The following is a 25,444-nucleotide window of genomic DNA, read 5'->3' as shown; positions in this document are numbered from 1 at the left end:
GCAGAAGTCGGTGAGCGACGACCTGCATCAGGATTTCGTGAAGGAAGGCGGGGCGTTCGGACTCGACCAGCTCGGCATGCTGGTGGTGGCGGTGGCCGCGTCGCTCGCGACATACGGCGCCGCGAGCGCCGCGATCGGGACGGCGCTGGGCGCAGCAGGCGGCACGTTCGCCACCGCCAGCACGGCTGCCGGGGTCAGCGCGGGGCTCGGCAACGCCGTGCTATCCGCGGCGATCGCTGGCGTGGTGTCGAGCAGCGCTAGCCAGTTGGTCGGTACGGGCAAGCTGGATCTTGGCAGCGCGTTCGAGGCGGGCGCAGTGGCCGCGATCACGGCCGGGCTGATGAACGGCATTACCTACAGCAATCAGTCGGGGCTCGGGTTTACGACTTCGCCGATCGCGAGCGGATCTGGCGTGCAAAGCCTTGGGAGCCTGGCCGGCGTGCAGCCGGTGATGGGTACCTCGGTGAATCAGGCTGCCAGTTCGACGGCCACGCTCATCGAAGAGCGCGGGCTGGCCATGCTGGCCAGTGGCGTGATCAACGCCGGCGTGGGGACGGCGATCGAGGGCGGGAGCTTCCTCAGCGCGCTGAAGGGTTCGCTGGTCAGCGAAGTGGCGGCGGTGGGGGCCAATGCGATCGGCGATGAGGCGAATGTGAAGGGCTCGCCGATCGAGGCCGGGTCACCAGCGTATTGGCTCGCGCATGCGGCGCTGGGATGTGCCAGCTCGGCAGCGCTCGGAACCGGGTGCGCGGGTGGGGCGATTGGCGGGGCCGCCAGTGCAGCGTTCTCGCCAGATTTCATCAAGGCGATTGACCCGACAGCTGCAGTGCTCGATTCGGGGCAGCAGGCAGCGTTGGCTGGGTTCGCGACGCTGCTGGGCGGGGGCCTGGCCGGACTGGCTGGTGCGAACGTGCAAGGTGCGGCGACGGCGGCGCAGAACGAAGCGCTGAACAATTCAGGCGCACCCGGGCATCAGGGAGGCGTTCATCTTCATTTCAATCCAGATGGCACTGAAAGTTTGTCCAGCGAGATCGAGAAAGATGCTGTCCCGATCGTCCCACAAGGCATGTCCTCGGTCCAAGACGAAGAGAATGACAACTTTGTTGTAGGCGCAGGGCCACTCGTCGGAGGGCTGGGTAGTGGTGCCGCCACAAACAGTGGGACAGTAGGTGCAGTTTCAGCGCAGAATGTCGCAACTGCTAGTCAGTTGGCGCAACAGTTGCAGCTTGAGTCGGCTAATTCGCCGTTCACGGTAAGTGGTACGCTGACGCAAGGAGCCATCGACAGTTCAACACAGATATTTCCTCCCGGCAGCATGGGCAATCCGGCGATACCGGAAGGCTTCGGTAAATATACGACGAGTACGTATCAGAGTCCGGCAGGCAATTTCCAGGTTCACTTCTATATGAATCCGACGACTGGACAGGTGTATTACGGACTAGACTACAAGGCGATCTTCAACAATGTTTCGGGCGTGCCCAAGTAGCCATGAAAGTTAAATGCGTAAAGCTGTTAGACGCGTGTGGGCGAGAGGTGGATGATTCGCCTTGGTTGACGCTTGAGCGTGTGTACCCTGTGTTTGGAATCTTTGTAGACCCGGACGGGCGACGGAGCTACCAAATCATTACCAACGACCGCGATCCAGGGTTTGCGGCTATGGTTTGCCCTTCGGCGGAATGCTTCGAGATCGTTAGCACGACGGTGCCGTCGAATTGGCGTCTGAAGATCCGGGAAAATGGTGCGATGAGCATTGCACCGGGGGCTTGGCAGGAGCCAGGTTTCCTGGAGGCTTTTTATGACCGAGATCCTGCCGTATACCCAATCTTCGAGAGGGAGCGTGATCTCATTCTGAGCGAAGATCCATAACTTGTGGTTAGTACGGCAGGATCGGCGTGCGCCGGTTATTGGCCGGACAGCAGCAGTGAAACGAACCCGGCCGTGCGCCGGGTTTGTGCTCCATGGCGTCGGAGAACGTGACGGCGCTGCGGTTCGATTGGCCGCGTTCGTCGCAGGTCGCGAGCTCGGAGTGTGTCGCTAGAAAATCCCCTTCGCCACCTCGCGGCGCGCATCCTCGTTGAGGTGCATTTGCCGGAAGAGGTGGCCTCGCTCATTCGGACACTTATCCTAGTTTTTTTTAAGTGGAGCGTCCGAGGCGCTCATGCTGCCGCGGGGACGCTGGCAGCGGCCGGGGAAGCGGCGTTGGTGCTTTAGGATGAGCCGTGGCTGGAAGCTGCCGTCGCGATCGCGAGGCACCTCGATATGGATCGGGCCGTTTTCGGCCAGGACCGTTTGGGTGCCCTTGCCGTTGCGTTGGGGACTCGCCTCGGGTGGCTTGGCAGCGCCGGGCGAGTAGCCGCGGTGATGGTTCATCTCGCCGCCCAGCGCGCGCTCGATCAGCGCTTTCCTGAGTGCCAGCGTGGCGGCACCGATGATTTCGGCCGTCATCGCGCCATTGCCGAACTGCTCCAGCCGCTCAGCGGGACTCGCCGGCAATTCGGCCGGCTCGGCTTTCGGTTTGCGAGACATATGTTCTCCTTGGAACAAGAATATGCCTCGAACACGAAATTACGGACGGGCCCTGCCTCCTCAAAATCCGCGCCGCGCTCTCCGAAAACCCGCGATGAACCCAAAAAAAGCCCGGCCAAGGCCGGGCTCGAATGTCCGCGCACCGGGAGCAACCACACCCCCAACACGCGGCACCTGCAAAAATAAACCGACCGCTTACGCCGCCAGCAGCGAGCGCAGCACGAACGGCAGAATCCCGCCGTGCTTGTAGTAGTCCACCTCAATCGGCGTATCCACGCGCAGCAGCACCGGCACGCGCTTCGTCTCGCCGTTCTTGTAGTGAATCACCAGCGTCACGTCCTGCTGCGGCTTGAAGTCGTTGCCGAGGTCTTCCACGTCATAGGTTTCCTCGCCGGTGATGCCGAGCGACTGCACGCTGTCCGAGCCCTTGAACTGCAGCGGCAGCACGCCCATGCCCACCAGGTTCGAGCGGTGGATCCGCTCGAAGCTGCGGGCGATCACGGCCTTCACGCCGAGCAGTTGCGTGCCCTTGGCGGCCCAGTCGCGCGACGAGCCGGTGCCGTACTCCTCGCCGGCGAAGATCACGGTCGGCGTGCCGGCGTCGATGTACTTCATCGCCGCGTCGTAGATCGCCATCTGTTCGCCGTCCGGCTGGTGGATCGTCAGGCCGCCTTCCACGCGCGAGCCGTCGGCCTTGGCCGGGATCATCAGGTTCTTGATCCGCACGTTGGCGAAGGTGCCGCGCATCATCACGTCGTGGTTGCCGCGGCGCGAGCCGTAGCTGTTGAAGTCGGCCTTCTGCACGCCGTTCTCCTTCAGCCACTTGCCGGCCGGCGAGTCCTCCTTGATCGAGCCGGCCGGGCTGATGTGGTCGGTGGTCACCGAGTCGCCGAACACGCCGAGCGCGCGCGCGCCCTTGACCGGGGCGATCGAGTCCGACGGCTGCATCGGGAAATCCTTGCCGAAGAACGGCGGCTCGGCGATGTAGGTCGACTTCGGCCAGTCGTACACCTGGCCCGTCTCGCCCTCGATCTTGCTCCAGAGGTCGCCCTTCTTGGTCAGCTTCGCGTAGTTGTCGACGAACGCCTCCGGATCCAGCGCGTACTTCAGCAGCGCATGGATTTCCTCGCTCGACGGCCAGATGTCGCCCAGGTACACGTCACGGCCGCCCTTGCCCTTGCCGACCGGCTCGGTCATCAGGTCGCGCGTGATGGTGCCGGCGATCGCGTAGGCCACCACCAGCGGCGGCGAGGCCAGGAAGTTGGCGCGGATGTTCGGGTGAATCCGCGCCTCGAAGTTGCGATTGCCGGACAGCACGGCCGCCGCGACGATGTCGTTCTTCACGATCGCTTCGTTCAGCTCGGGCGTGAGGTCGCCGGCGTTGCCGATGCAGGTCGTGCAGCCGTAGGCGGCCAGCTCGAAGCCGAGCTTCGACAGATAGGGCATCAGGCCCGTCTTGGTCAGGTACTCGGTGACGATGCGCGATCCCGGCGCCAGCGACGTCTTGATGTGCGGCGCCACGGTCAGGCCCGCTTCCACGGCCTTCTTGGCAAGCAGGCCGGCGGCCAGCAGCACGCTCGGGTTCGAGGTGTTGGTGCAGGACGTGATGGCGGCGATCAGGATGTCGCCGTTCTTCACTTTCACGCCGTTGCTGGTGGTGTACTGGACAGCGAGGTCCTCGGCCTTCTTGTTGAAGCCGTTCTCCGCAACCGGCTTCGAGAACAGGTCGGTGAAGGTCGACTTCACGTGGGTGATCTCGATGCGGTCCTGCGGGCGCTTCGGGCCGGCCAGCGACGGCGCGACGGTGCCCAGGTCGAGCGTGAGCGTCTTGGTGTAGTCGATCTCGCCGGCCTTCGGCACGCCGAACAGCTTTTGCGCCTTGAAGTAGTTTTCGAACGCGGCGATTTCGGCCTTGGTGCGGCCGGTGCCCTCGAAGTACTCGATGGTCTTCTCGTCGACCGGGAAGAAGCCCATGGTCGCGCCATATTCGGGCGCCATGTTGCCGATGGTCGCGCGGTCCGGCAGCGACAGCGAGGCGGTGCCTTCACCGAAGAACTCGACGAACTTGCCGACCACCTTCTCCTTGCGCAGCATTTCGGTGATGGTCAGCACCAGGTCGGTGGCGGTCACGCCTTCGCGCAGCTTGCCCTTCAGCTCCACGCCCACCACGTCCGGGGTGAGGAAATACACCGGCTGGCCGAGCATGCCGGCTTCCGCCTCGATGCCCCCCACGCCCCAGCCCACCACGCCGATGCCGTTGATCATGGTGGTGTGGCTGTCGGTGCCCACCAGCGTGTCGGGGTAGTACACCGTGTCCGCGCCGTCGGATTTCTTGTGGACGCCGCGCGCCAGGTACTCGAGGTTCACCTGGTGGACGATGCCGATGCCGGGGGGCACCACGCCGAACGTGTCGAACGCCTGCATGCCCCACTTCATGAACTGGTAGCGCTCGTTGTTGCGCTGGAATTCCAGCTTCATGTTCAGGTCGAGCGCGTCCTTCTGGCGGAAGTAGTCGATCTGCACCGAGTGGTCGACCACCAGGTCCACCGGCACCAGCGGCTCGATCTTCTTCGGGTCCTGGCCGGCCCGCTGGGCGACACCGCGCATGGCCGCGATGTCGGCGAGCAGCGGCACGCCGGTGAAATCCTGCAGCACGACGCGCGCGACCACGAACGGGATTTCATCGACGCGCTTGGCGTTGGGCTTCCAGTTGGCCAGTTGCTCGATATGCTCTTCGGTGATCTTCTTGCCGTCGTAATTGCGCAGCACCGATTCGAGCACTAGGCGGATCGACACCGGCAGGCGTTCGATCTTCGTCTTCAGTCCCTTGCCGAGCTGCGGCAGCGAATAGAACTTGCCTTTGCCGGAGCCGCTGTCGAATTCTTGCAGTGTCTTGTGGAGATTGTGGGCCATGGTGTTTTTCCTGGGTTAAGGCGAGGAAAGAAGTCCTGTATCTGACGGCTAGATCACATACAAGTCGACGTATTCATTGACCGGCATGGCCTCGAGCCTTGCCTGGTCCAGCGACACGTCGAGAATCGCTTGTTGCTGTTTCGCCGGCAGGCGCCGCGCGAGGTGGCTGCGGAATTTGTCGAGCAGCAGCGGGATGCCCTGCGCGCGGCGGCGCCGGTGGCCGAGCGGATATTCGACCACCACCTCGTCCAACACGGTGCCGTCGTCGAGCTCGACGGTCAATCCGTTGGCGATCGCGCGCTTGTCCGGGTCGTGATAATCGCGCGTGAACTGCGGGTCCTCGACGCAGGCGATCTTGGCGCGCAGCGCGTCGATGCGCGGATCGGCCGCGACGTCGTCCTCGTAGTCGGCGGCGGTGAGGCGCCCGAACAGCAGCGGCACGGCAACCATGTACTGGATGCAGTGGTCGCGGTCGGCGGGGTTCGCGAGCGGCCCGGCCTTGTCGATGATCCGGAGCGCGGCCTCGTGCGTGCGGATCGTGACGCGCCGGATCGACGCGGCGCCGCGGCCCGCCTCGGCGAGCCGGCGATGCAGCACGAGCGCCGCCTCGGCGGCGGTCTGTGCGTGGAATTCGGCGGGGAACGCGATCTTGAACAGCACGTTCTCCATCACGTAGCTGCCGTAGGGGCGTTGAAAGCGGAACGGCTTGCCCTCGAACAGCACGTCGTAGAAGCCCCAGACGGGCGCGCTGAGCGCCGTGGGGTAGCCCATCTCGCCGGTCCGGGCGATCAGCGCGAGGCGCACGGCGCGCGAGGTGGCGTCGCCGGCCGCCCACGACTTGCGCGAGCCGGTGTTGGGCGCGTGCCGGTAGGTGCGAAGCGCCTGGCCGTCGACGAAGGCGAGCGACAGCGCGTTGACGAGCTCGTCGCGCGTGAGGCCCAGCAGCTTGCCGACCACCGCGGTGGAGGCGACCTTGACCAGCAGCACGTGGTCGAGCCCGACGCGGTTGAACGCGTTCTCGAGCGCGAGGCAGCCCTGGATCTCGTGGGCCTTGACCATCGCCACCAGCACCTCGCGCATCGTGAGCGGCGGCTTGCCGGCCGCCACCGCGGTGCGCGAGAGCCAGTCGGCGGTGGCCAGGATGCCGCCCAGGTTGTCGGACGGATGGCCCCATTCGGCCGCGAGCCAGGTGTCGTTGAAGTCGAGCCAGCGGATCGTGGTGCCGATGTCGAACGCGGCCTTGACCGGGTCGAGTTCGAGCGAGGTGCCGGGCACCCGGGCGCCATGCGGCACCTGCGTGCCCGGCACCAGCGGCCCCAGCAGCTTGGTGCAGGCCGGATACGACAGGGCCTCGAGTCCGCAACCGAGCGTATCGAGCAGGCAGTAGCGCGCCGTGTCGAGCGCGAGCGCACTGCCGATCTCGACATCCAGCACGTAGTCGGCGATCTCGACCAGTACCGGGTCCGGCGCGGGCCGGACGTTCGTTTGCGGAGCGGACATCGGGTTTCCTGTCGTGGCGGTCCGATTGCTTCCTGAATGGCTGGCTGGGTGGCGGTGGCGCCGGGTGCGCTTACTTGCCGGTGTTGGGGGCGAGTTCGTTCGACTGGGTCGGCGCCGGCGTGCCGTTCGCGGCCATTTCCGCGGTGACGCATTCGTCGGCCAGGCGCGTGTCTTCCTTGTCGCTGAACAGCATGCCCTTGGTCGGAATCACGACGAGCTTCAGGCCGCTGGCCGGATCGTAGAACACGTCGGCGCCGGTGGTGGTGGCCTGGCGCGGCAGCTTGTAGTTCTTGTTCGCCCAGTGGACGGTGACGATCTGGTCACGCTTCATGTCGCCGGCGAGCATGTACGACAGCCCGTCCTTGCACGACCACTTGACCGAGCCTTCGGGCACCGGATCGACCTTGGCCGCCGCCGCCGCATGGGCGCGCTTGCTGCGCGGGAGCAGGTGGCGCTTCGGCGCCGGGCGCTTGGCGACGGCCTTTTTCGTCGTCGTGTTGGCCGTGGCGGTCTGGGCCGAGGCGGCCGGAGCCATGGTCAGCAGCGTCGCGGACAGGGCGCCGATGGCGGTGGCGATCAACAGTTTATTCATGTGCTCAAAACCTTTTATCAATGTCGGGGGTGAACAGGAAACGCGGCTGGCCCGCTCGACCGCGGCGGCACGTGTCTCCCGGGTGCGCAGCGGCCGCTATTTTCTCCTAATTCGCGCGATATTTTTAAAGGAATTCGAAGCGTCTGTCGTGATTTCGCGATAGTGGCGGCAAAGGCCGTGACCAGCGGGCGGGCCGGGGCGCCGGTACGCGGCACGCTCGGCGCGGGGCCGGGCGCACCGGCACCCTTCACGCGCAGGCCTGGCTGCCGGCCGCACCGGCGGCCTCGGCCGGCAGCCAGCGCGCCACCTCGGCCGGCAGCGCGGCGCCGGCGGCGTGCGCGCGGCGCAGCACCGACCAGTAATAGCGGTAGCTGGCGCGGTCGTGCAGCGTGTCGCGGTGGCGCGTCGGCCCCCAGTCGGCGGCCTGCGCGGCAAGCAGGATTTCCGCGGCCAGCGCCACTTCTGCCTCGCGCGGCGCGAACGCGGCCACGATCTCGCGGATCTGCGCGGGATGGATGCTCCACATCCGCGTGTAGCCGAATTCGTCGCGCGCGCGGGCGGCGTCGCTCGCCACCATGGCCATCTCGCGGATCTCGGTGGTCACATTGTGGGACGGCGTCTTGCCGTGGGCGTGGCAGGCGGCGGCGATCTCGAGCTTGGCGCGGCGCACCAGCGGATGGTCGAACTGGCCTGGCGCGCGCATGGCGGCGTCGGGGATCGCGCCGTGATGGGCGGAGACGAAATCCATCAGCCCGAAGCTCAGCGTCGAGACGGCCGGCAGGGCGGCGATGCGAGCGACCTGGGCGAGCGCGCCGTGCGTCTCGATCAGCACGTCGGCCGGGATCGGCCGGGCGATGCCGAGCTCGCGGCGCGTGCCCTCGATGAACGCGCAGACCTCGGCCACGTCGGCCGCGTCGGTGGTTTTTGGAAGCGTAATGTAAGCAGGCGGCCGGGCGGCGCGCAACACGATGCGCAGGTCGTCGCGCCAGTGCGGGTGGGAGAAGTCGTGGATCCGCACGCCGGCACGGCCGAAGCGGTTGGCCGCGTTGCCGAGCATCGCGGCCACCAGTTCGGCGTGCGCGGCCTCGCGGCCGACGGCGGCGCCGTCCTCGCAGTCGAGCGTCACGTCGAACACCGGGCCCAGTTCGGCCTGCAGCGCCAGCGACTTGCGCATCAGTTTCTCGCTGCCGGCGTAGTGATCGCAGCAGGGCAGGAGCGCGGGGGGCGCGGCGCCGTCGTACAGCACTTCAGCAGGAGAGAGCGCGGGCATCGTCGTTACGCGTCGGGGCGGCGTGATCGAAAGGGCATCGGATTCGGACGGGCGCTGCGGCGGCGGGCGCGGGCAACGCGCGTGCGGATCGAATGCGGGGCCTGGCCGGCCGCCGGCGGGAGCCGGGCGGCCGGGCCGCCGCGCGGGCCGGCGGCGGCACTGAAGCGCGGAACTTACTTCAGCAGGTGGGCCACGCCGTCACGTTCCTCGAGCAGCTCGGCCAGCGTGCCGTCCATCTTCTCGCGCGAGAACGCGTCGATTTCCAGGCCTTCCACGCGCTTGTACTCGCCGTTTTCGCAAGTCACCGGCACGCCGTAGATGATGTCCTCGGGGATGCCGTACGAGCCGTCCGACGGGATGCCCATGGTGACCCACTTGCCGTTCGTGCCGAGCACCCAGTCACGCACGTGATCGATCGCCGCGTTGGCCGCCGAGGCCGCCGACGACAGGCCGCGCGCCTCGATGATCGCCGCGCCGCGCTTGCCGACGGTCGGGATGAAGGTGTCGCGGTTCCAGGCGTCGTCGTTGATCAGCTTGAGCAGCGATTCGCCTTCGGCGGTCGCGAAGCGGAAGTCGGGGTACATCGTCGGCGAGTGGTTGCCCCACACGGCGAGCTTCTCGATCGAGGCCACGGGCTTGCCGGCCTTGGCGGCCAGTTGCGACAGCGCGCGGTTGTGGTCCAGGCGCAGCATCGCCGTGAAGTTCTTCTTCGGCAGGTCCGGCGCCGACTTCATCGCGATGTAGGCGTTGGTGTTGGCCGGGTTGCCGACCACCAGCACCTTCACGTCGCGGCTCGCGACTTCGTTCAGCGCGGCACCCTGCACCGTGAAGATCTCGGCGTTGGCCGACAGCAGGTCCTTGCGCTCCATGCCCTTCGAGCGCGGACGCGCCCCGACCAGCAGCGCCACGTCGGCATCCTTGAACGCGACCTTCGGGTCGTCCGTGATCACCACGCCGGCCAGCAGCGGGAACGCGCAGTCGTCGAGTTCCATCACGACGCCCTTGACGGCGCCTTGTGCTTGCGGGAGGTCGAGCAGTTGCAGGATGACCGGCTGGTCCTTGCCGAGCAGGTCGCCGTTCGCGATGCGGAACAGCAGCGAGTATGCGATTTGACCTGCGGCGCCGGTAACGGCAACACGCTTTGCGGGCTTAGCCATGTTGAGAAATCTCCAGGACGATGAGCGTAGGACGCTAGGGAAAACGCCATTCTATGCGCGTTACGCGTAGCGATGCGTTGAAGCGGGGCGCAGGACTCGCGGGGCATGCCCGCCGTGGCCGCGAAGCCGGCCCCGACACCGGGCCGGGCGCGCCCGGCGGCCGCGAACCCTTGCTCGCCCCGGAGTGTAGGAGTGCGATCGGGCAAAGTCAAACGGTATCATATGTCTTATATAAGACAGATGTATTGCGGAAAAATCTGGACGTAAAAGTCAGCTTTGTGTTGAAATGCGCGCCATGACATCCAACCAGGCGAACGCGGCGAATCCCAACGCCCCCGGCCAAGGCCCGGCCGGCGGCGAAGTAGCGCCTGCGGCAGCGCCGTTGCCGTCGCCATCGCCGTCTCCCACCTTCAGCCCTTTATATCAGCAGATCAAGGCATTGATCACGCAGGGCCTGGAGTCGGGTGAATGGAAGCCGGGTGAAATCATCCCGAGCGAGGTCGAGCTCGCGGCGCGCTACAAGGTGAGCCAGGGCACGGTGCGCAAGGCGATCGACGAGTTGGCGGCCGACAACCTGCTGGTGCGCCGGCAGGGCAAGGGCACCTTCGTGGCCACCCACAGCGAGGAGCGTGCCCAGTTCCGCTTCCTGCGCCTGCTGGCCGAGGACGGCGTGGAGCACCCGCACGTGAGCCGGCTGCTGGAATGCCGCCGCACCCGGGCGCCGGCCGAGATCGCGCGGCAGCTGGACCTGAAGCCGGCCGACCCGGTGGTCCAGGTGCGCCGGCTGCTGGAGTTCGACGGCGTCGCCACGGTGCTCGACGAGATCTGGCTGCCGGGCGCGATGTTCCGCGGGCTCACGTTCGAGCGCCTCAGCGAGTACAAGGGCCCGCTCTACGCGATGTTCGAGTCGGAGTTCGGCACGCGCATGATCCGCGCCACCGAGAAGGTCCGCGCGATCGCCGCGGAGCCCGCCGTGGCGGTGCTGCTGGGCGTGGCCGACGGATTTCCGTTGCTGTCGGTCGAGCGCGTGTCCTATACCTATGGGGACCGCCCCGTCGAGGTGCGGCGCGGTTGGTATGTCACAACCGGGTATTACTATCAGAACGAATTGAGTTGACGGGCCGCCGCGGTATCGATCCGGCGGTGCGTCGAGGAAATGGGGAACGAGCTCGCGCCCACACGCGAGGCACGTTCAGGGCCGTCATTGTTCGCTGCAGCGTAACTGTCTTGAGCAGGTTTTCGCTGCAGCGCGACATGAAAAGGCGCTAAAATCGCGGATTAGTGTGACTACATCGTAGGGGTCTAGCATGACTGAAGCAGTAAGAAAACCGAGACCGGAGTATCGGAACATCGGCATCGGAGACATCACGCTCAAGTATCGTCTGCCGCTCGCCGGGCAACTATCGATCTTTCACCGTGTCAGCGGTGCGCTGTTATTTCTGTCCCTTCCGTTCCTGCTTTACCTCTTTGATCAGAGCCTGACGTCCGAACTGAGCTTCGATGTCTTCAAGGCCTTTTTCTCCAATATCGTCGTCAAGCTGATCGTCCTCGTATTGTCGTGGGCATTTCTCCATCATTTCTGTGCCGGCATTCGCCACTTGCTGATGGACGTCAACCATGACGCCGTTACCAAGGAAGGCGGCAAGCGCACCGCCGCCGTCGTGTTCGTGGTGTCGCTGGCCTTGACGCTGGTCGTCGCGCTCAAACTGTTCGGAGCATTCTAAGAAAATGGCAGGCAATAACCGAATCGGCTCGAAGCGCCTCGTCGTCGGCGCCCATTACGGCCTGCGCGACTGGCTCGCGCAACGGATCACCGCGGTCATCATGGCGGTCTACACCGTGATCCTGCTGGCCTGGTTCTTCAGCGCCCGCGATTTCTCCTACGACGGCTGGGCGTCGATCTTCTCGACCCAGTGGATGAAGCTGGCGACCTTCGTCACGCTGCTCGCGCTGTTCTACCACGCCTGGGTCGGCATTCGCGACATCTGGATGGATTACGTGAAGCCTGTCGGCGTGCGGCTGGTGCTGCAATCGCTGACCATCGTCTGGCTGCTCGCGTGCGCGGGCTACGCTGCGCAGATTCTCTGGAGAGTTTAAAAGCATGGCTGCAATCAACACTTCCCTGCCGCGTCGCAAGTTCGACGTGGTCATCGTCGGCGCGGGCGGCTCGGGGATGCGCGCATCGCTGCAACTCGCGCGCGCGGGCCTGTCGGTCTGCGTGCTCTCGAAAGTGTTTCCGACGCGTTCGCACACGGTTGCCGCCCAGGGCGGGATCGGCGCCTCGCTCGGCAACATGAGCGAAGACAACTGGCACTACCACTTCTACGACACGATCAAGGGCTCCGACTGGCTCGGCGACCAGGACGCGATCGAATTCATGTGCCGTGAAGCACCCAACGCCGTCTACGAGCTCGAGCACTTCGGCATGCCGTTCGACCGCAACGCGGACGGCACCATCTACCAGCGCCCGTTCGGCGGCCATACCGCGAACTACGGCGAGAAGCCGGTGCAGCGCGCCTGCGCGGCGGCCGACCGTACCGGCCACGCGCTGCTGCACACGCTGTATCAGCAGAACGTCGCGGCCAAGACGCAGTTCTTCGTCGAATGGATGGCGCTCGACCTGATCCGCGACGCGGACGGCGACGTGCTCGGCGTGACCGCCCTCGAAATGGAAACGGGCGACGTCTACATCCTCGAAGGCAAGACCACGCTGTTCGCCACGGGCGGCGCCGGCCGCATCTTCGCGGCCTCGACCAATGCGTTCATCAACACCGGCGACGGCCTCGGGATGGCCGCGCGCGCCGGCATCGCGCTGCAGGACATGGAGTTCTGGCAGTTCCACCCGACCGGCGTGGCCGGCGCGGGCGTGCTGATCACCGAGGGCGTGCGCGGCGAAGGCGGCATCCTGCGCAACTCGGACGGCGAGCGCTTCATGGAGCGCTATGCGCCGACGCTGAAGGATCTGGCGCCGCGCGACTTCGTCTCGCGCTCGATGGACCAGGAAATCAAGGAAGGCCGCGGGGTCGGTCCGAACAAGGACCACGTGCTGCTCGACCTGTCGCACATCGGTGCCGAGACGATCATGAAGCGTCTGCCGTCGATCCGCGAAATCGCGCTGAAGTTCGCGAACGTCGACTGCATCAAGGAGCCGATCCCGGTCGTGCCGACCATCCACTACCAGATGGGCGGCATCCCGACCAACATCCACGGCCAGGTCGTCGGCACGCCGCGCGGCCACGAAGAGCCCGTCAACGGCTTCTATGCCGTGGGCGAGTGCTCGTGCGTGTCGGTGCACGGCGCCAACCGCCTGGGCACGAACTCGCTGCTCGACCTGGTGGTGTTCGGCCGCGCAGCCGGCAACCACATCGTCGAACACGTCAAGCAGCAGCGCGAGCACAAGCCGCTGCCGAAGGACGCGGCCGACTTCTCGCTTGCGCGTCTGGCCAAGCTCGACAGCTCGAGTTCGGGCGAGTACGCGCAAAGCGTCGCCAACGAGATTCGCGGCTCGATGCAGAAGCATGCCGGCGTGTTCCGCACCTCGGCGCTGCTGGCCGAAGGCGTGCAGGACATCAAGAAGCTCGCGGAACGTGCCCAGCACATCCACCTGAAGGACAAGTCGAAGGTGTTCAACACCGCGCGCGTCGAAGCGCTCGAAGTGGCGAACCTGGTCGAAGCGGCGCGCGCCACCATGGTGTCGGCCGAAGCCCGCAAGGAAAGCCGCGGCGCGCACGCGCAGGACGACTACCCGCAACGCGACGACGAAAACTGGATGCGTCATACGCTGTGGTTCAGCGAAGGCGATCGTCTCGACTACAAGCCGGTGCACATGCAGCCGCTGACGGTCGAATCCGTGCCGCCCAAGGCGCGTACGTTCTAAGCCGAATTCGAGGAATCTGACATGGCAAAACGCATTTTCGAACTCTATCGTTACGATCCGGACAAGGACGCGGCGCCGCGCATGCAGACGTACGAAGTCGAGCTCAAGCATGAACGCATGCTGCTCGACGCGCTGGTCAAGCTGAAGGAAATCGACGAGACGCTGTCGTTCCGTCGCTCGTGCCGCGAGGGCGTGTGCGGCTCGGACGCGATGAACATCAACGGCAAGAACGGTCTGGCGTGCCTCACGAACCTGAACGACCTGCCCGAGAGGATCGTGCTGCGTCCGCTGCCGGGCCTGCCGGTGGTGCGCGACCTGATCGTCGACATGACGCAGTTCTTCAACCAGTACCACTCGATCAAGCCGTTCCTGATCAACGGCACGCCGCCGCCCGAGAAGGAGCGCCTGCAGTCGCCGGAAGAGCGCGAGGAGCTGGACGGCGTGTACGAGTGCATCCTGTGCGCGAGCTGCTCGACCTCGTGCCCGAGCTTCTGGTGGAATCCGGACAAGTTCGTCGGCCCGGCCGGCCTGCTCCAGGCTTACCGCTTCATCGCCGACAGCCGCGACGAGGCCACCGCCGAACGCCTCGACAACCTCGAGGACCCGTACCGTCTGTTCCGTTGCCACACGATCATGAACTGCGTCGACGTTTGCCCGAAGGGGCTGAACCCGACCAAGGCGATCGGCAAGATCAAGGAATTGATGGTTCGCCGCGCGGTCTGAGCTGATTCGACATGACTGAACAGTCGCACCAGTCCGACCCGCACCGCCGCGCGCGCCTTCGCTGGCGCGCGCGGCGCGGTCTGCTGGAGAACGACCTGATTTTCGAGCGTTTCTTCAGCCGATACGAGCATGACCTCACCGATGCCGACGTGGGCGCGCTGACCCGCCTGCTCGAACTATCCGACAACGACCTGATGGACTTGCTGCTTGCCCGCAAAGAACCGGAGGGCGACCTTGCCGGCCCGGACGTTTCCCGGCTGCTGGAGATGCTGCGCAGTGCATGAGAGCGCTGCGTCCGTTATCGAATTCCGTTTTCATTTTCGATTGAGGATGTGCCATGACTCCGTCTGATGTTAAAGCCACGCTATCGTTCAGCGACAATTCGCCGAGCGTCGAACTGCCGATCTACAAGGGCACGATGGGCCCGGACGTGATCGACATCCGCAAGCTGTACGGCCAGACCGGCAAGTTCACGTACGACCCGGGCTTCATGTCCACGGCCTCGTGCAACTCGCAGATCACGTACATTGACGGGGACAAGGGCGAACTGCTGTATCGCGGTTACCCCATCGACAACCTCGCGCAAAACGCGGACTTCCTCGAAACGTGCTACCTGCTGCTGAAGGGCGAGCTGCCGAACGCCGCCCAGAAGGCGGAATTCGTCGATACCGTCACGAAGCACACGATGGTGCACGAGCAGATGCACTTCTTCTTCCGCGGCTTCCGTCGCGACGCGCATCCGATGGCGATCCTGGTCGCCGCGGTGGGCGCGCTGTCGGCGTTCTACCACGACTCGCTCGACATCAACGACCCGCGCCACCGTGAAGTCTCGGCGATCCGCATGATCGCCAAGCTGCCGACGCTGGTCGCGATGGCCTACAAGTACAGCATCGGCCAGCCGTTCGTCTATCCGAAGAACGAGCTGTCGTACAGCGCGAACTTCATGCACATGATGTTCTCGAACCCGTGCGAGGAGTACAAGGTCAACGACGTGCTGGTGCGCGCGCTCGACCGCATCCTGATCCTGCACGCCGACCACGAGCAGAACGCCTCGACCTCGACGGTGCGTCTGGCCGGTTCGTCGGGTGCGAACCCGTTCGCCTGCATCGCGGCCGGGATCGCTTGCCTCTGGGGCCCGGCTCACGGCGGCGCGAACGAAGCCGCGCTGAACATGCTCGAGCAGATCGGCTCGTCGGACAACATCCCCGAATTCATCAAGCAGGTGAAGGACAAGAACTCGGGCGTGAAGCTGATGGGCTTCGGCCACCGCGTGTACAAGAACTACGATCCGCGTGCGAAGCTGATGCGCGAAACCTGCCACGAAGTGCTCGAAGAGCTCGGCCTGCACGACGATCCGCTGTTCAAGCTCGCGATGCAGCTCGAGAAGATCGCCCTCGAGGACGAATACTTCGTGTCGCGCAAGCTGTACCCGAACGTCGATTTCTACTCGGGCATCGTCCAGCGCGCGCTGGGCATCCCGACCTCGATGTTCACCTGCATCTTCTCGATGGCGCGTACCGTCGGCTGGATCGGCCAATGGAACGAGATGATCGCCGATCCCGAGCAGAAGATCGGCCGTCCGCGCCAGCTGTTCGTCGGCCAGACGCCGCGCGAAGCGGTGCCGATCGCGCAGCGTTCCTAATCGCGTCCGGCCGTCTCCGAACGGCCGCGCGCCGCGCATGAGAAACACCCCGGCGGCTTCGGCCGCCGGGGTGTTTTGCTTGGTAAGGGCGCGCTCGGGCGGTGCCGCCCGCCGCCGTGGCATGATCGGTGTTTTGACCCGACCCGGAGCCGTCAATGCTGTCCCACGTCTGCGTAGGTGTCCAGGACGTCGAGCGCGCCCATGCGTTCTACGCGCCGCTGATGGCGGCGTTGGGCCTGCCGCTGAAATTCCATGCGCCGCCCGCCATGGCGGGCTGGATGCCGGCCGATGCGGCGCGGCCGCTGTTCGTGATCTGCCGGCCGTTCGACGGCGGCGCGGCGGCGCCCGGCAACGGCCAGATGGTGGCGCTGCTCGCGCGCGACCGCGCCACCGTCGATCGCTGCCATGCGCTCGCGCTGCAGGCGGGCGGGCGTTGCGAAGGGGCGCCGGGGCTGCGCCCGCAATACCATGCCGATTATTACGGTGCGTATTTTCGCGACCCGGACGGCAACAAGCTCTGCGTCTGCTGCCACGCGCCGGCGTGACGCCGCCCGGCGGCGGCCGGCGGCGCGCTGACAAAATTCGACAGGACAGGCGCCGGATCGCCGCTACACTGCGGGCCACCATCGAATCCATCCGTTCACGAGGCTGCCCATGAATCGTCGTTCCGCCTTGCCCGCGCTGCTGATCGGGGCGCTGCTGGGTACCGCGCCCGGTGCGCGCGCCGACGTGATCGACCAGGGCATGCGCGATGCCGCGGCCGGCAGCACCAAGAGCCGAACCGACGCGCCGGCCCGCTGCCGGCCGGCGCCGCTGCTGCGCGCGGACGGCAACAGCCTGTTCGGCACCGGCATGGGGCTCGCCTCGCTGGCGGTGCTGGCGGCGGGCGCGTCGATGTTCGCGCCGTCGGGCAACCCGCGCGGCCTGCTGTTCGCGCCGCCGTGCGACCCCAGGCGGATCGCGGGGACGTCGCCCGGCGGCTATCCGTTCGTGCCGCCTTCCTCGCCCGCCGCGCCGCCCGCGGCGGCGCAATAGGGCGAGCGCGCCGCCGGGCTTCGGGCGCGCGCATCGCGGCGGCAGGATGGCAGGCGCGGCGCCTCGTGCGCGCTCACGCGCGCGGGCCGGGCATGCTAAGCTCGATGCACCTGGCGCCGCGGCCCGCCCGGCCAATCGCGGCGGCGCGGTGCCGCGCGCCTGGTTTCCGTTTCCCGTCCCGCAGCCGCTTCCATGAAAGACCGTGTCGAATACACCCGCAGCCGCGACGTCCCCGGACTCGTGCTGGGCGACGCGCGTTTCAGCGAATTCCGGTTCGATCGCCATTACCACCTCGATTTCCACGTCGGCGTGGTCACCGAGGGCGTGCAGCGCCAGCAGTTCGCCGGCCGCACCGTCCTGCTCGGTCCGGGCAGCGTCTCGATCATGCCGCCGGGCGAGGTCCACGACGGCACGCGTGCCGGCGACGATGCCTACACGCTGAAGACGTTCCGGCTGCCGACCGAACTGATGGCGGGCGTGGTCGAGGAACTGTCGGGCCGCCCCGGCGAGCCGGCGCTGCGCGGCGCGGCGCTCCACGACGCCTCGCTCGCGCAGCGGCTCGGCGGCCTGCACGCGGCGCTGCGCGTCGAGCAGGCCGAGGCGGTGCTCGGCGTGCAATCGGCCTGGCTCATGCTGCTCGAACGCCTGTTCGCCGCCTCGGCAGCGCTGACGCCGCGCGAGGTGGGCGGCGCGCTGCCGGCGGCGCAATGGGCACGCGTGCGCGACTACTGCGAGGCGCATCTGGCCGAGAAGATCACGCTCGACGAACTGGCCGCGCTCTGCGGCGTCGATCGCTTTGTATTCCTGAAGCTGTTCAAGCGCACCACCGCGATGACCCCGCACGCATGGCTGGTGCGGCTGCGCCTCGAACGCGCGTGCCTGATGCTGCATCGCGGCACGCAGTCGATCGCCGAGGTGGCGCAGGCGGTCGGCTTCTATGACCAGAGCCATTTCAACCGCGCGTTCCGGCGCGCGTTCGGCTGCGCACCGTCGCGCTATTGATACGCTATTGACACGCCATCCGGGGGCAACCGTGGTGCGCTGTTCACGCGTTCCCCGGGTGGTGGCCGGCGCCGCTCAGGCAGCCGGCGCCTGGTCGGCCGGGTTCAGCCCGCGTGCGAGCGCGAGCAGCCGGTCGACCTCGTCCTCGGTGGTCGCGAACGAGGTGACGAAGCGCACCACGCCCGGCGCCCAGCGGTCGTGATAGAAGCGCACGCCGGCCGCCAGCAGCCCCGCGGTCAGCGCCTGCGGCAGTCGGCAGAACAGAATATTGGCGGCGTTGCCGCCCACCAGCGCGACGCCCGGCAGCGCCTGCAGCCCGTCGGCGAGGCGCTTGGCCATCGCGTTGGCATGGCGCGCGTTGCGCAGCCACAGCGCGTCGGCCAGATACGCGTCGAGCGGCGCGGACAGGAAACGCATCTTCGAGCTCAGATGGCCGGCGCGCTTGCGGCGAAACGCGAGTTCGGCCGCACGGCGCGTATCGAACAGCACCACGGCCTCCGCGCCCGGCACGCCGTTCTTGGTCGCGCCGAACGAGAGCGCGTCCACGCCGGCGCGCCAGGTCATCTCGGCCGGCGTGCAGCCCAGCGCGGCCAGCGCGTTGGCGAAACGCGCCCCGTCCATGTGCAGCGACAGCGATTCGGCGCGGCAGATCTCGCCGATCGCGCCGATTTCGTCGAGCGTGTAGACGCTGCCCACCTCGGTGGCCTGCGTGATGCTGACGGCCGACGGCTGCGTGGTGTGGACGTCGCCGCGCTTGGCGCGGGCGGCCGCCGCGAGCCGCGCCGGATCGATCCTGGCGTCCGGCCCCGCCACCGTGACGAGCTTCGCGCCGCCGGCGAAGAACGCGGGCGCGCCGCATTCGTCGTTGTTGATATGGCTGTCGGGATGGCAGAGCACGCTGCCCCAGGGCGGCGTCAGCGCGGCCAGCGCGAGCGAGTTCGCGGCGGTGCCGGTCGGCACGATCGAGACCGCCACCTCGTGCTCGAACAATTCGGCCAGGCGCCGCTCGACGCTGGCCGTCCACGGGTCGGCGCCGTAGGCCGGCGCGCGGCCGCTGGCGCAGGCGACCAGCGCGTCGAGCACGGCCGGCGAGGCACCGGCGGCGTTGTCGCTGCTGAAGTCGAGCGGCGCGTCGGCCCGGTTCGGAGCGGCGGGGGAGGCGGCGTGTTCCATCGTGAATCCTGTCGAAGAAGAAGGCGTTGACCGCGACCCTAACGCGGCGCGGGCCGCCTCGATTGTAAAAAATTGAATGGCCCGCCCCCTTGAGCGGCGGCGCCGGCGCCCGCATAGTCGGGGCCTCGATGGCATCGCGATGACATTCGCCCAGGAGCTTTGATGACGATTCGACGCTATTACGACAGCGATGCGCTCGCGCTCGATACCGAGGTGCTGGCCTGCGAGCCCGACGGCGACGGCCATTTTCGCGTGAGGCTGGCCGAGACGCCGTTCCACCCGCAGGGCGGCGGCCAGCCGTCCGACACCGGCCGGATCGGCGCGGCGCGCGTGCTGCACGTGGCCGCCGAGGGCGAGGCGGTCGTGCATCGCACCGATCGCGCGGTGGCGCCCGGCGCGGCGGCCGTGGAGGTCGACGCGGCGCCGCGCGCGCTGCATGCGCGGCTGCATTCGGCCGGCCATCTGATCGGCTATGCGGCTGCGGCGTCGGGCTGGCGCGCGGTGAAGGGGCACCACTGGCCCGGCGAGGCGCGGGTCGTGTTCGAGCCGGGCGAGGGCGCGCGGCCGATCGATGCCGAGACGCTCGCGCGCGAGGTGAATGCCGTGGTGGCGGCCGCGCTGCCGCGCACGACGCGCATGCGCGACGGCATGCGGGTGATCGGGTTTGGCGACTTCGAGGCCCAGGGCTGCGGCGGCACGCACGTGGCGTCAAGCGCGCAGGTCGGACGGATCGTGATCGTCAAGGTCAAGGAGAAGAAGGGGCAACTGACGGTGCAGTACGAGGTGGCCTGAGCGAGGCGGCCCGCGCGCCGTGCCCGGCTCGCGCTGCCGCCGGCCGGGGCGCGGCGTGCCCGACAGCGCTGGCCTCGCTTTCGGCCGGGCTACCGGGTAGCCCTTATCCGGGTACTGAAAATACCAGACAAGCCACTGTTTTCATTGGGTTTTTTTGGAATTTAGGGGTGCCGCGCGGCGGGGTTGATGGCATAATTGCTAGCCAGGAAGCGCCCGTTGTCACCCTAACCCCGCATACCCCATGGCACAGACTCTCTACGATAAATTGTGGAATTCTCACGTCGTCCACACCGAGGAGGACGGCACCGCGTTGCTCTACATCGACCGTCACCTGCTGCACGAAGTGACGAGTCCGCAGGCGTTCGAGGGCCTGAAGCTCGCCGAGCGTCCGGTCTGGCGGATCAGCGCGAACCTCGCGGTGTCGGACCACAACGTGCCGACCACCGACCGCACGCACGGCATCGCCGATCCGGTCTCGAAGCTGCAGGTCGACACGCTCGACGCGAACTGCGACAGCTACGGCATCACCCAGTTCAAGATGAACGACCTGCGCCAGGGCATCGTCCACATCATCGGGCCGGAGCAGGGCGCGACGCTGCCGGGCATGACGATCGTCTGCGGGGATTCGCACACCTCCACGCACGGCGCGTTCGGCGCGCTCGCGCATGGCATCGGCACCTCGGAGGTCGAGCACGTGCTGGCCACCCAGACGCTGCTGCAGAAAAAGAGCAAGAACCTGCTGGTGAAAGTGGAAGGCCAGCTGCCGCGCGGCTGCACCGCCAAGGACATCGTGCTCGCGATCATCGGCAGGATCGGCACGGCGGGCGGCACCGGCTACGCGATCGAATTCGGCGGCTCGATGATCCGCTCGCTGTCGATGGAAGGCCGCATGACGGTCTGCAACATGGCGATCGAGGCCGGCGCGCGCGCCGGCATGGTGGCCGTGGACGACACCACCATCGACTACCTGAAGGGCCGGCCGTTCTCGCCGACCGGGGCCGAATGGGATCAGGCCGTGCAGTACTGGCGCACGTTCGTTTCGGACCCCGGCGCGCAGTTCGACCGCGTGGTCGAGCTGACGGCCGCCGACATCGTGCCGCAGGTCACCTGGGGCACCTCGCCGGAGATGGTCACGGCGGTGGACGGCCGCGTGCCCGATCCCGAGCGCGAGAAGGATCCGGTCAAGCGCAACGCGATGGAGCGCGCGCTTGCCTACATGGCGCTCGAACCGAACACGCCGATCGAATCGATCCAGGTCGACAAGATCTTCATCGGCTCCTGTACCAACGCCCGCATCGAGGACATCCGCGCCGCCGCCTATGTCGTGAAGAAGCTGAACCGGCGCGTGGCCGCCAACGTGCGGCTGGCGATGGTGGTGCCGGGCTCGGGCCTCGTGAAGGCGCAGGCCGAGCGCGAGGGGCTCGACAAGGTGTTCCTCGAGGCCGGCTTCGAATGGCGCGAGCCGGGCTGCTCGATGTGCCTCGCGATGAATGCCGACCGGCTCGATCCGGGCGAGCGCTGCGCGTCCACCTCGAACCGCAACTTCGAGGGGCGTCAGGGCGCGGGCGGCCGCACCCATCTGGTGAGCCCCGCGATGGCCGCGGCCGCGGCCATCGAAGGCCATTTCGTCGACATCCGCCGTCTCGGGTGAGCCTCATGTCACGCACGCAGCTGCGCCGCCTCGCGGCGCTCGTCGCCCTCGCGGGCATGGTGCTCGGTCTCGCGGCCTGCAACACGGTCGCCGGCATGGGCGAGGACATCAACGCCGCCGGCCGCGCGATCACGCGCGCGGCGGACTAGGCGCGGCGCGACCCGCCCGACGGACAAACGATTTCGCCGGCCCGCGGGCCGGCATCCAATCTGGTCACGGATCATGGAAAAATTCACTGTACACACCGGCGTCGTGGCGCCGCTCGATCGCGCCAACGTGGACACGGACGCGATCATCCCGAAGCAATTCCTGAAGTCGATCAAGCGCACCGGCTTCGGCCCGAACGCGTTCGACGAATGGCGCTACCTCGATCACGGCGAGCCGGGCCAGGACAACTCGAAGCGGCCGCTGAACCCCGATTTCGTGCTGAACCAGCCGCGTTACCAGGGCGCCTCGGTGCTGCTCGCGCGCGAGAACTTCGGCTGCGGCAGCTCGCGCGAGCATGCGCCGTGGGCGCTGCAGCAGTACGGCTTCCGCGCGATCATCGCGCCGAGCTTCGCCGACATCTTCTTCAACAACTGCTTCAAGAACGGCCTGCTGCCGATCGTGCTGGGCGAGCGCGAGGTCGCGCGCCTGTTCGACGAGACCTATGCGTTCAACGGCTACCAGTTGACGATCGATCTCGACGCGCAGGTGGTGCGCACGGGCGACAATCGCGAGTACCCGTTCGAGGTCAGCGCGTTTCGCAAGTACTGCCTGCTGAACGGCTTCGACGACATCGGCCTGACGCTGCGCCACGCCGACAAGATCCGCCAGTTCGAGGCCGAGCGGATCGCGCGCCAGCCCTGGTTGAACAACCGCCTGATCGGCTGACCGATGGCCGCGGCGCCGCGCGCGAGGCCGGCCCCGGCCGCCTGCGCGGGCGCGCCCGAATTCCCAACCTACCGAGGAAAAATCGCATGAAGATTGCAGTGCTGCCGGGCGACGGCATCGGCCCCGAGATCGTCAAGGAAGCGGTGAAGGTGCTCAACGCGCTCGACGAGACCTTCGAACTGGAGCAGGCGCCGGTGGGCGGCGCCGGCTACGAGGCGGCCGGCCATCCGCTGCCGGAGGCGACGCTGGCGCTCGCGAAGCAGGCGGACGCGATCCTGTTCGGCGCGGTCGGCGACTGGAAGTACGATACGCTCGAACGCGCGCTGCGTCCGGAGCAGGCGATCCTCGGCCTGCGCAAGCATCTGGAGCTGTTCGCGAACTTCCGCCCGGCGATCTGCTACGCGCAGCTCGTCGACGCCTCGCCGCTCAAGCCTCAACTGATTGCCGGGCTCGACATCCTGATCGTGCGGGAGCTGAACGGCGACATCTACTTCGGCCAGCCGCGCGGCACGCGCGAGGCGCCGGACGGCCCGTTCGCCGGGGCCCGCGAAGGCTTCGACACGATGCGCTACTCGGAGCCCGAAGTGCGCCGCATCGCGCACGTGGCGTTCCAGGCGGCGCAAAAGCGCGGCAGGAAGCTGCTGTCGGTCGACAAGGCCAACGTGCTCGAAACCTCGCAGTTCTGGCGCGACGTGATGATCGACGTGTCCAAGCAATACGCCGACGTCGAGCTTTCGCACATGTACGTCGACAACGCGGCGATGCAGCTCGCCAAGGCGCCGAAGCAGTTCGACGTGATCGTCACCGGCAACATGTTCGGCGACATCCTTTCCGACGAGGCCGCGATGCTGACCGGCTCGATCGGCATGCTGCCGTCGGCCTCGCTCGACAAGAACAACAAGGGCCTGTACGAGCCCTCGCACGGCTCGGCACCGGACATCGCGGGCAAGGGGGTGGCCAATCCGCTCGCCACCATCCTGTCGGCCGCGATGCTGCTGCGCTATTCGCTGAATCGCGCCGAGCAGGCCGAGCGCATCGAGCGCGCGGTGCAGAAGGTGCTCGAACAGGGCTACCGCACCGGCGACATCGCCACGCCGGGCTGCCGGCAGGTCGGCACCGAGCAGATGGGCGACGCGGTGGTCGCCGCGCTGTAACGCCGCCCCGGCGCGCCTGGCGGCCCGCAAAGGAGGGCTGCGGCGCGCCGGTCGCGATTGTTTCATGGGGCCGTTGTCCGGCCCTGCAGGTTTGTGTAGACTCCAACGCATGGCGCTGAATCTCTTGATCTCCCCGGTCCTGAATCCGCACGGCGAAGCCCGTGTGGATGTGCTCGCCATCGTCTCCACGAAAATCATCATCACGAAAACGATCACGAAAAGCTGATCGTCGTCCGTCGTGCCCGCCTGATTTCCCCGCGCGGTTACGCGGGGGGCGGAGAAGGCGGGGAAAATTCTCAAGCAAAGGTTGAGTCATGAAGGTAGGTCTCGTAGGTTGGCGTGGCATGGTCGGCAGCGTGCTGATGCAGCGCATGCAGGAAGAGGGCGATTTCGATCTGATCGAGCCGGTGTTTTTCAGCACCAGCAATGCTGGCGGCAAGGCGCCGGCCTATGCGAAAAACGAGACCACGCTGAAGGACGCGGCGAGCATCGACGAGTTGAAGGGCTGCGACGCGATCATCACCTGCCAGGGCGGCGATTACACCAACGAGGTGTTCCCGAAGCTGCGCGAAGCCGGCTGGAAGGGCTACTGGATCGACGCGGCCTCGTCGCTGCGGATGAAGGACGACGCCGTCATCGTTCTCGACCCGGTCAACCTCGACGTGATCAAGGACGCGCTCGTGAAGGGCGCCCGCAACTTCATCGGCGGCAACTGCACCGTGAGCCTGATGCTGATGGCGCTGGGCGGCCTGTTCCGCGAGAACCTGGTGGACTGGATGACGGCCATGACCTATCAAGCCGCCTCGGGCGCCGGCGCGCAGAACATGCGCGAGCTGATCGCGCAGATGGGCGTGCTGCACGGCGCGGTGGCCGAGCAGCTGGCCGATCCGGCCTCGGCGATCCTCGACATCGACCGCCGCGTGTCGGCCGCCATGAACGGCGCCGACATGCCGAGCAGCCAGTTCGGCGTGCCGCTCGCGGGCTCGCTGATTCCGTGGATCGACAAGGATCTCGGCAACGGCATGTCGAAGGAAGAATGGAAGGGCGGCGCCGAAGCCAACAAGATCCTCGGCAAGCCGGGCATGGGCGAGCCGGGTTCGATCCCCGTCGACGGCCTGTGCGTGCGGGTCGGCGCGATGCGCTGCCACTCGCAGGCGCTCACCATCAAGCTGACCAGGGACGTGCCGCTCGACGAAGTCAACGCGATCATCGCCTCGGGCAACGACTGGGTGAAGGTCGTGCCGAACGAGCGCGAAGCGTCGATCCGCGAACTGTCGACGGCGGTCGTCACGGGCACGCTGTCGGTGCCGGTCGGCCGCCTGCGCAAGCTGGCGATGGGCGGTGAATACCTGTCGGCGTTCACGGTCGGCGACCAGCTGCTGTGGGGCGCGGCCGAGCCGCTGCGCCGGATGCTGCGCATCCTGCTGGACCGATAAGACCGGCGCGGTCCGCGTCCGCAGGGACGACGGCGGCGTTCGCGGTGCCCGGCATCCGGCCGGGGGCGGCGAACGCCGCTTCGTTTTGGGGCGTGCGCCGCCCCGCGCCGCGCCATGGTTGCGCCGCT

General features: G+C 67.0%; 24 protein-coding genes and 1 pseudogene. 18 read left to right on the top strand and 7 right to left on the bottom strand.

Annotated features, from left to right (window positions below; genetic code table 11):
* The first annotated feature begins 10 nt into the window (after positions 1-10).
* Positions 11-1,486, top strand: coding sequence for a DUF637 domain-containing protein (locus tag KS03_RS10085; protein WP_232252170.1), 1,476 nt, complete (start codon positions 11-13; stop codon positions 1,484-1,486).
* A gap of 698 nt (positions 1,487-2,184) precedes the next feature.
* On the opposite strand, the pseudogene KS03_RS10080 reads toward KS03_RS10085, so the two are convergent.
* From KS03_RS10080 to KS03_RS10055, 6 genes and pseudogenes are all read right to left on the bottom strand, one after another.
* Positions 2,185-2,526: pseudogene (locus KS03_RS10080) on the bottom strand (transposase); the annotation flags it as partial.
* 195 nt (positions 2,527-2,721) lie between these two features.
* On the bottom strand, positions 2,722-5,439 hold the full coding sequence (gene acnA, locus KS03_RS10075; RefSeq protein ID WP_012733623.1) for an aconitate hydratase AcnA: 2,718 nt from the start codon (positions 5,437-5,439) through the stop codon (positions 2,722-2,724).
* Between the two features lie 48 nt (positions 5,440-5,487).
* Positions 5,488-6,939 carry a bifunctional 2-methylcitrate dehydratase/aconitate hydratase gene (locus KS03_RS10070; protein WP_012733624.1) on the bottom strand — a complete coding sequence of 484 codons (1,452 nt, stop codon included), beginning with the start codon at positions 6,937-6,939 and terminating at the stop codon, positions 5,488-5,490.
* A 70-nt stretch (positions 6,940-7,009) separates the two neighbouring features.
* Positions 7,010-7,531, bottom strand: a complete 522-nt coding sequence (locus KS03_RS10065) for a hypothetical protein (RefSeq protein WP_012733625.1) — start codon at positions 7,529-7,531, stop codon at positions 7,010-7,012.
* 247 nt (positions 7,532-7,778) lie between these two features.
* The gene (locus KS03_RS10060) at positions 7,779-8,801 is read right to left on the bottom strand and encodes an HpcH/HpaI aldolase/citrate lyase family protein (RefSeq protein WP_045678762.1); all 1,023 of its coding nucleotides are present in this window, start codon (positions 8,799-8,801) and stop codon (positions 7,779-7,781) included.
* 173 nt (positions 8,802-8,974) lie between these two features.
* A complete protein-coding gene (locus KS03_RS10055; RefSeq protein ID WP_012733627.1) occupies positions 8,975-9,958 on the bottom strand; it encodes a malate dehydrogenase in 984 nt (327 codons plus the stop codon).
* Between the two features lie 286 nt (positions 9,959-10,244).
* On the opposite strand from KS03_RS10055, the gene KS03_RS10050 reads away from it, so the two are divergent.
* The 10 genes from KS03_RS10050 to KS03_RS10005 all read left to right on the top strand — a co-directional run bounded on the left by KS03_RS10050 (position 10,245) and on the right by KS03_RS10005 (position 18,237).
* Positions 10,245-11,075: a GntR family transcriptional regulator gene (locus KS03_RS10050; protein ID WP_012733628.1), complete on the top strand. Its 831-nt coding sequence runs from the start codon at positions 10,245-10,247 to the stop codon at positions 11,073-11,075.
* 190 nt (positions 11,076-11,265) lie between these two features.
* A complete protein-coding gene (sdhC, locus tag KS03_RS10045) occupies positions 11,266-11,682 on the top strand; it encodes a succinate dehydrogenase, cytochrome b556 subunit (RefSeq protein WP_012733629.1) in 417 nt (138 codons plus the stop codon).
* A 4-nt stretch (positions 11,683-11,686) separates the two neighbouring features.
* Complete coding sequence (gene sdhD, locus KS03_RS10040) at positions 11,687-12,055, top strand: succinate dehydrogenase, hydrophobic membrane anchor protein (RefSeq protein ID WP_012733630.1); 369 nt, start codon at positions 11,687-11,689, stop codon at positions 12,053-12,055.
* A 4-nt stretch (positions 12,056-12,059) separates the two neighbouring features.
* Positions 12,060-13,835 carry a succinate dehydrogenase flavoprotein subunit gene (gene sdhA / locus KS03_RS10035; protein WP_012733631.1) on the top strand — a complete coding sequence of 592 codons (1,776 nt, stop codon included), beginning with the start codon at positions 12,060-12,062 and terminating at the stop codon, positions 13,833-13,835.
* A gap of 21 nt (positions 13,836-13,856) precedes the next feature.
* Positions 13,857-14,558 (top strand): succinate dehydrogenase iron-sulfur subunit, encoded by a 702-nt coding sequence (locus KS03_RS10030; RefSeq protein ID WP_012733632.1) that lies wholly within the window; start codon positions 13,857-13,859, stop codon positions 14,556-14,558.
* An 11-nt stretch (positions 14,559-14,569) separates the two neighbouring features.
* Positions 14,570-14,842, top strand: a complete 273-nt coding sequence (locus KS03_RS10025; protein WP_012733633.1) for an FAD assembly factor SdhE — start codon at positions 14,570-14,572, stop codon at positions 14,840-14,842.
* 53 nt (positions 14,843-14,895) lie between these two features.
* Positions 14,896-16,200: a citrate synthase gene (gene gltA, locus KS03_RS10020; RefSeq protein WP_012733634.1), complete on the top strand. Its 1,305-nt coding sequence runs from the start codon at positions 14,896-14,898 to the stop codon at positions 16,198-16,200.
* 155 nt (positions 16,201-16,355) lie between these two features.
* Positions 16,356-16,745, top strand: a complete 390-nt coding sequence (locus KS03_RS10015; RefSeq protein ID WP_012733635.1) for a VOC family protein — start codon at positions 16,356-16,358, stop codon at positions 16,743-16,745.
* Between the two features lie 109 nt (positions 16,746-16,854).
* The gene (locus KS03_RS10010) at positions 16,855-17,235 is read left to right on the top strand and encodes a hypothetical protein (RefSeq protein WP_017432813.1); all 381 of its coding nucleotides are present in this window, start codon (positions 16,855-16,857) and stop codon (positions 17,233-17,235) included.
* 192 nt (positions 17,236-17,427) lie between these two features.
* Positions 17,428-18,237, top strand: coding sequence for a helix-turn-helix transcriptional regulator (locus KS03_RS10005; protein WP_012733636.1), 810 nt, complete (start codon positions 17,428-17,430; stop codon positions 18,235-18,237).
* Positions 18,238-18,312: 75 nt separating this feature from the next.
* Here KS03_RS10005 and KS03_RS10000 read toward each other — a convergent pair whose 3' ends face one another.
* Positions 18,313-19,410: a threonine aldolase family protein gene (locus KS03_RS10000; RefSeq protein WP_012733637.1), complete on the bottom strand. Its 1,098-nt coding sequence runs from the start codon at positions 19,408-19,410 to the stop codon at positions 18,313-18,315.
* Between the two features lie 162 nt (positions 19,411-19,572).
* Between KS03_RS10000 and KS03_RS09995 the strand changes: the two genes are divergently transcribed.
* The 7 genes from KS03_RS09995 (at position 19,573) to asd (ending at position 25,316) form a co-directional block, all read left to right on the top strand.
* On the top strand, positions 19,573-20,202 hold the full coding sequence (locus KS03_RS09995) for an alanyl-tRNA editing protein (protein WP_012733638.1): 630 nt from the start codon (positions 19,573-19,575) through the stop codon (positions 20,200-20,202).
* 241 nt (positions 20,203-20,443) lie between these two features.
* The gene (gene leuC / locus KS03_RS09990; protein WP_012733639.1) at positions 20,444-21,853 is read left to right on the top strand and encodes a 3-isopropylmalate dehydratase large subunit; all 1,410 of its coding nucleotides are present in this window, start codon (positions 20,444-20,446) and stop codon (positions 21,851-21,853) included.
* 5 nt (positions 21,854-21,858) lie between these two features.
* Positions 21,859-22,002 carry an entericidin A/B family lipoprotein gene (locus KS03_RS09985; RefSeq protein WP_012733640.1) on the top strand — a complete coding sequence of 48 codons (144 nt, stop codon included), beginning with the start codon at positions 21,859-21,861 and terminating at the stop codon, positions 22,000-22,002.
* Positions 22,003-22,075: 73 nt separating this feature from the next.
* Positions 22,076-22,726 carry a 3-isopropylmalate dehydratase small subunit gene (gene leuD, locus KS03_RS09980; protein ID WP_012733641.1) on the top strand — a complete coding sequence of 217 codons (651 nt, stop codon included), beginning with the start codon at positions 22,076-22,078 and terminating at the stop codon, positions 22,724-22,726.
* Positions 22,727-22,812: 86 nt separating this feature from the next.
* Positions 22,813-23,880 (top strand): 3-isopropylmalate dehydrogenase, encoded by a 1,068-nt coding sequence (gene leuB / locus KS03_RS09975; RefSeq protein WP_012733642.1) that lies wholly within the window; start codon positions 22,813-22,815, stop codon positions 23,878-23,880.
* A 109-nt stretch (positions 23,881-23,989) separates the two neighbouring features.
* Positions 23,990-24,106 carry a hypothetical protein gene (locus KS03_RS33345; RefSeq protein ID WP_017425075.1) on the top strand — a complete coding sequence of 39 codons (117 nt, stop codon included), beginning with the start codon at positions 23,990-23,992 and terminating at the stop codon, positions 24,104-24,106.
* An 88-nt stretch (positions 24,107-24,194) separates the two neighbouring features.
* Entirely contained in the window at positions 24,195-25,316 is a 1,122-nt protein-coding gene (asd, locus tag KS03_RS09970) for an aspartate-semialdehyde dehydrogenase (protein ID WP_012733643.1), read from the top strand.
* Positions 25,317-25,444 lie beyond the last annotated feature (128 nt).

Origin of the sequence: Burkholderia glumae LMG 2196 = ATCC 33617 (assembly GCF_000960995.1) — a bacterium.
In the GTDB taxonomy this organism is placed as follows: Bacteria; Pseudomonadota; Gammaproteobacteria; order Burkholderiales; family Burkholderiaceae; genus Burkholderia; species Burkholderia glumae.
Note: the sequence above shows the minus strand (reverse complement) of the source record. Positions and strands in the feature narration are given on the sequence as shown.

Bases quoted from the DNA above. Each gene is read 5' to 3' on its own strand.
- gltA (WP_012733634.1), top strand. From the start codon at position 14,896: ATGACTCCGTCTGATGTTAAAGCCACGCTATCGTTCAGCGACAATTCG.
- sdhC (WP_012733629.1), top strand. From the start codon at position 11,266: ATGACTGAAGCAGTAAGAAAACCGAGACCGGAGTATCGGAACATCGGC.
- sdhA (WP_012733631.1), top strand. From the start codon at position 12,060: ATGGCTGCAATCAACACTTCCCTGCCGCGTCGCAAGTTCGACGTGGTC.
- KS03_RS10005 (WP_012733636.1), top strand. From the start codon at position 17,428: ATGAAAGACCGTGTCGAATACACCCGCAGCCGCGACGTCCCCGGACTC.
- leuB (WP_012733642.1), top strand. From the start codon at position 22,813: ATGAAGATTGCAGTGCTGCCGGGCGACGGCATCGGCCCCGAGATCGTC.
- KS03_RS10060 (WP_045678762.1), bottom strand. From the start codon at position 8,801: ATGCCCGCGCTCTCTCCTGCTGAAGTGCTGTACGACGGCGCCGCGCCC.
- acnA (WP_012733623.1), bottom strand. From the start codon at position 5,439: ATGGCCCACAATCTCCACAAGACACTGCAAGAATTCGACAGCGGCTCC.
- KS03_RS10010 (WP_017432813.1), top strand. From the start codon at position 16,855: ATGAATCGTCGTTCCGCCTTGCCCGCGCTGCTGATCGGGGCGCTGCTG.
- KS03_RS09995 (WP_012733638.1), top strand. From the start codon at position 19,573: ATGACGATTCGACGCTATTACGACAGCGATGCGCTCGCGCTCGATACC.
- KS03_RS10065 (WP_012733625.1), bottom strand. From the start codon at position 7,531: ATGAATAAACTGTTGATCGCCACCGCCATCGGCGCCCTGTCCGCGACG.
- KS03_RS10025 (WP_012733633.1), top strand. From the start codon at position 14,570: ATGACTGAACAGTCGCACCAGTCCGACCCGCACCGCCGCGCGCGCCTT.
- KS03_RS10050 (WP_012733628.1), top strand. From the start codon at position 10,245: ATGCGCGCCATGACATCCAACCAGGCGAACGCGGCGAATCCCAACGCC.
- leuC (WP_012733639.1), top strand. From the start codon at position 20,444: ATGGCACAGACTCTCTACGATAAATTGTGGAATTCTCACGTCGTCCAC.
- asd (WP_012733643.1), top strand. From the start codon at position 24,195: ATGAAGGTAGGTCTCGTAGGTTGGCGTGGCATGGTCGGCAGCGTGCTG.
- KS03_RS10000 (WP_012733637.1), bottom strand. From the start codon at position 19,410: ATGGAACACGCCGCCTCCCCCGCCGCTCCGAACCGGGCCGACGCGCCG.
- KS03_RS10070 (WP_012733624.1), bottom strand. From the start codon at position 6,939: ATGTCCGCTCCGCAAACGAACGTCCGGCCCGCGCCGGACCCGGTACTG.
- sdhD (WP_012733630.1), top strand. From the start codon at position 11,687: ATGGCAGGCAATAACCGAATCGGCTCGAAGCGCCTCGTCGTCGGCGCC.
- KS03_RS10015 (WP_012733635.1), top strand. From the start codon at position 16,356: ATGCTGTCCCACGTCTGCGTAGGTGTCCAGGACGTCGAGCGCGCCCAT.
- KS03_RS10055 (WP_012733627.1), bottom strand. From the start codon at position 9,958: ATGGCTAAGCCCGCAAAGCGTGTTGCCGTTACCGGCGCCGCAGGTCAA.
- leuD (WP_012733641.1), top strand. From the start codon at position 22,076: ATGGAAAAATTCACTGTACACACCGGCGTCGTGGCGCCGCTCGATCGC.
- KS03_RS09985 (WP_012733640.1), top strand. From the start codon at position 21,859: ATGTCACGCACGCAGCTGCGCCGCCTCGCGGCGCTCGTCGCCCTCGCG.
- KS03_RS33345 (WP_017425075.1), top strand. From the start codon at position 23,990: ATGGCGCTGAATCTCTTGATCTCCCCGGTCCTGAATCCGCACGGCGAA.
- KS03_RS10030 (WP_012733632.1), top strand. From the start codon at position 13,857: ATGGCAAAACGCATTTTCGAACTCTATCGTTACGATCCGGACAAGGAC.